Annotated in this window: 4 protein-coding genes and 2 pseudogenes; 2 read left to right on the top strand and 4 right to left on the bottom strand. The window is 70.1% G+C overall.

Annotated elements, in window-relative coordinates; all coding sequences use genetic code 11:
* A pseudogene (locus GT030_RS07260) lies at positions 1-672 on the bottom strand (TniB family NTP-binding protein); the annotation flags it as partial.
* 166 nt (positions 673-838) lie between these two features.
* Here GT030_RS07260 and GT030_RS07255 point away from each other — a divergent pair.
* Together GT030_RS07255 and GT030_RS37285 are read left to right on the top strand one after the other, a co-directional pair.
* Complete coding sequence (locus GT030_RS07255; protein WP_161200367.1) at positions 839-1,141, top strand: hypothetical protein; 303 nt, start codon at positions 839-841, stop codon at positions 1,139-1,141.
* 75 nt (positions 1,142-1,216) lie between these two features.
* Positions 1,217-1,465, top strand: a pseudogene (locus GT030_RS37285) (transposase); the annotation flags it as partial.
* Between the two features lie 78 nt (positions 1,466-1,543).
* Here the strand turns inward: GT030_RS37285 and GT030_RS07245 are convergent.
* The 3 genes from GT030_RS07245 to GT030_RS07235 form a co-directional block, all read right to left on the bottom strand.
* Positions 1,544-2,170, bottom strand: coding sequence for a nucleotidyltransferase family protein (locus tag GT030_RS07245; RefSeq protein WP_161200366.1), 627 nt, complete (start codon positions 2,168-2,170; stop codon positions 1,544-1,546).
* Positions 2,171-2,206: 36 nt separating this feature from the next.
* Positions 2,207-2,902 carry an adenosylcobinamide amidohydrolase gene (locus GT030_RS07240; RefSeq protein WP_161200365.1) on the bottom strand — a complete coding sequence of 232 codons (696 nt, stop codon included), beginning with the start codon at positions 2,900-2,902 and terminating at the stop codon, positions 2,207-2,209.
* Positions 2,903-3,035: 133 nt separating this feature from the next.
* Positions 3,036-3,362: a DUF853 family protein gene (locus tag GT030_RS07235; protein ID WP_161200364.1), complete on the bottom strand. Its 327-nt coding sequence runs from the start codon at positions 3,360-3,362 to the stop codon at positions 3,036-3,038.
* Positions 3,363-3,736: the final 374 nt, after the last annotated feature.

Below are 3,736 nucleotides of genomic sequence, written 5' to 3'. Positions count from 1 at the left end.
TGGTGGAGGTAGGGGGCGTGGCGGGGGAGGGTGCCGGGTTTGTGTTGTTCGAGGTCGAGGGCGTTTTCGATGTCGGTGATGACGTCGCGGAAGGGTTGGCGGGTGCCGTGTCGGGCGGGGAGGGGGCCGCAGGTGATGAGGGTGGCGCGTCCGGCGAGTTGGGCGCCGCGGGTGCCGCTGAACAGGGGTGTGTCGGTGACGTTGATGCCGGCGTAGACGAAGGTGGCGGGGAGGCGTTCGGTGAGGTCTTTGAGCAGGTCGGCGGCTTGGGCGCCGGTGGTGGTGCGGGGGTTGAGGCGGTGGATTTCGTCGATGAGGACGAGTTGGACGCCCGCGGCGGTGTAGGTGTGGCAGACGGCGTCGGTGATCTGGGTCTGGGTCATGCGGGTGGCCACGGGGATGCCGAGGTAGCGGGCGAACTCGGTGACGAGAGTTTTCGCGGTGGCGCCGGGCGGGACGAGGACGTACGCCACGGGGCCCGCGCTGTGGGCTGATCCGGGCGGTGCGGGGTTTTTGCGGATGTGGGCAAGGTGGTAGGCGCGGCCGACGTTCAGGAGGGCGGTGAGCGGGGCCGGTGACGTTGAGGGAGGGCCGTGCGGGGGTCTGCTGGTGGCGGCCGAGGATCATCAGGGTGCGGACTTGGGTGGCGCGTTGGCTCGTGGAGCTACCCATGGCCAGAGTCCGAGATCCCGGTGACCGCCCCGCACGGTTTCAGCCAGGCAACTTTGCCGAAACATGACGGTGACACAGGACTGCCGCGATGACAGGATTCCGACCGAACGTGCACCTGACATATCCATGACTCGAAGCGCCACAAGTGCTTGCGACAAGGAGATCCATGTCTCGTCACCCTGTTCTGCGACTGGCCGCACTCGCTCTGGCCGCCGCGCCCGCCGTCGCCCTCATACCGGCGACTTCCGCCAGCGCGTCCGCGCAGGCGGTGTCCTGTACCACGACGAAGTACAACACCGTGGGCCGCATCGACTGTTCCGGCTCCGGCGAAGTGCGGATCGTGATCGACTGCAAGGCACCCCAGATCACCGACTACACCGGCCCCTACACCCGGTTCAACGGCAGTATCACGCTGTACGGCGAGTGCAACTTCGGCATCAACTCGGTCTCCTACCAGGCACGTGCGTGAACCCACCCGTGGCCAGAGCCTGACCATCAGGTGACCGCCCGAAGCACCGCAGGGGGCCCGGCCGCGCCGGACCCCCTGCGGCGCTTTGGCCCCCGGCTGCACCAGCCCCTCCTGCGCCTGCACTCGCGCCCACTCCAGCCCGATCGGATGTATGCCGACCGGGGCTACGACTTCGACAAATACCGCCGCCTGCTGGGGAAGCGCGGCGTCAAACCGTTGATCGCCCGACGCGGTGTCGCTCACGGCCTTGGCCTGGGCAAGGTGCGCTGGGTTGTCGAGCGCGCCTTCGCCTGGTTGCACCAGTTCAAGCGACTGCGTGTCCGCTAGGAACGGCGTGCTGACCTCCACGTCGGCCTGCTTCAGCTCGCGTGCAGCATCATTTGCCTGCGTCGGCTCCGCCCATCAGGCCGAGGCAGGCGCCAGGGTGGTGGCCTCTGAAGGCCAGTCGAGCACGGTCAGCTCGGGCCACTGCTGTCGCCAGCGGGCCGTCTTTGTCTCGTACACCTCGCGGGGCGCAAGCACTGGATTGGGCCGGACAACGAGATTGAAGACGTCGGCGAGCCCGTGCGGTGCATAGACGCGCCACCGCCCGTCCGGCTCCAAGCGCACGCCCAGGCAGCATGTGGTAGCTGCGAAGCTGTCTATGGCGGCCTCAGTGCGGGCGTGAGGAGGGCACGCGACGCCGAATTTCTCCTCGTACCAGAGGTGGACGCGGGCCTCGTTACGGACCTCGACCGCTGCTGGCAAGCCGGCGAAGGCGTCCTCGGCGGCCTTGATAACAGCGTCCTCCGCTTCCCACGACAGGTCGTGATTGTCGAAGTAGAAGACGTCATAGTCCTTGATTCCGCTGGTGGGGTGCCTGTCCGTGGCCACGTTCCAGACGGTCTGGAACAGGCAGCCTGCCGTCAGGTACCAGCCCGGCAGACCCCATTTCGCCGTGCGGTTCAGCACCTCCAGCAGCACCTCATTGCGGGACAGCACGGACTTCAGGACAGCGAGCTGCTCGTCGAGCGGGAGGCGACCAATCACCGTTCAAAGCTGCGGGCTGCATGGTTTCGGCACCGCCTAACCGGTCGGGATACCGGCAGGCAGGGCGGGAGCGGCGGCCCCGACGGCCTGGTGGACGGCGCGGGCCAGACGGGCACCCCAGGGGGAGCGGGGACCGGCGAAGGCATGAAGTGTCTCGCCCGGGCGCGGGCTGCGGGCGGCGATGACCACCGCGTCGGTGGGGGTGCCGGAGCAGCGGTGGCCGGCATCGAGGAGGGCTTGGACCTTGGCCTCGGTAGCGGTGGCCACCGCGTTGACCAAGGCGGCGTCGGTCAGCGCCACGGGCAGCGCTACCAGGATGTTGATCGTGCCGGGCGCGGGGGAGCCGGCGGTCCCTTCGGCCGGTGAGGCGGCCCACCCGCGGACGGTGATGCCCGCGGTGACCACAGCTTCGGCGCCGCCGTCGTCCGCGTGCGCGTGTGCCGTCACGTCGGCGGCCGTCATCAGCCCGACACCGGCTCCGCTCACGCCGGCGCGAGCGGCGAGGGCGGCCAAGTGCCGGTCCGGGTCGGTACGCCGATAGCCGTGGGCGACCTGCGCGTTCAGTACCCAGGCACGCTCCCCGATGCCGCCGCCGAGCACCGCGCTGCTGATCATTCGCCAGCCCGGGCCGGCGGACCACAGCAGAGCGTGCAGGCGCTCACCGTCCTCGTCGCGGGCAAGACGCTGCACGGACAGCAGTGCGGCGGTGCGCGGCGGCGGTACGACAGGCACCGGTGAAGGCTCCTTGGACGGGGATGACGAAACGGCAGATCGTACGCTGCACCCGCCTGCGCGCCATAGGTGGGGCCTGGCTCCACATCGTGGTGTTCGCCCTGTCTACCGCCGCTCGTGAAGACCACGCCCTCTATCCCGACCTCGGCAGCCGGGTCTCGTCGCATCCGGTCCGCTGCTTGTGCTCCCGCACCGGTCCGTGCCGGGGGCTGGCGCCGCCCCCCGACGTCGCCCGGGCCGCGCCGGACTGCCCCATCGCCGAGGCCACCGCCAGGCCAGCCAGCGCCCACGCCGCGCACATCAGGGCGACCGTGACCGTCTTCCCGGACCCGGTGACACCAACCAGGAAGCCGTGCAGGGTCCGGGCCGCAGACTGCATGTGCACCTTGGCGTCGCTGCCGTCGTGGGCGGTACCAATGGTGTACCGGCCGTACACGTCCAGTGGCAGCAGCTCCCGCAAAGGACATGTGCTGCATCCCCATGCGCCGTTACAACTTCACCTGGACCGACCCCGACGGCACCACCCGCGCCTCCGCCGTCGCCTACGACGAGGCATCCGCCAGCCAGCGGCGGGACGAACTGACCGAGGCCGGGGCCAGTGACATCGCGACAGTCGACATGAAGCCCGGGGAGCTGCCGGCCCCGCGCCGCTGCGCGGACCGGGCAGGTCATGCTCAATGCGGCCGGGCGGGAGGTGATCGCTCGCAACGTTCCTCGAGCGGCGTAGCCGTCGCAGGCCCGCGCCGACGGGACAGCACGGCCGGGGCCGGCCCAGGGCCGCGCGGGGCGAGAGTGGACCGGCGGGGGCGCGGTGGCGGGGCCGGCGCAGGACGG

It is taken from the genome of Streptomyces sp. SID1328, assembly GCF_009865595.1.
Classification (GTDB): Bacteria; Actinomycetota; Actinomycetes; order Streptomycetales; family Streptomycetaceae; genus Streptomyces; species Streptomyces griseoluteus.
The sequence above is the reverse complement of the archived record's forward strand: the minus strand, read 5'-3'. Positions and strand labels throughout refer to the sequence as shown.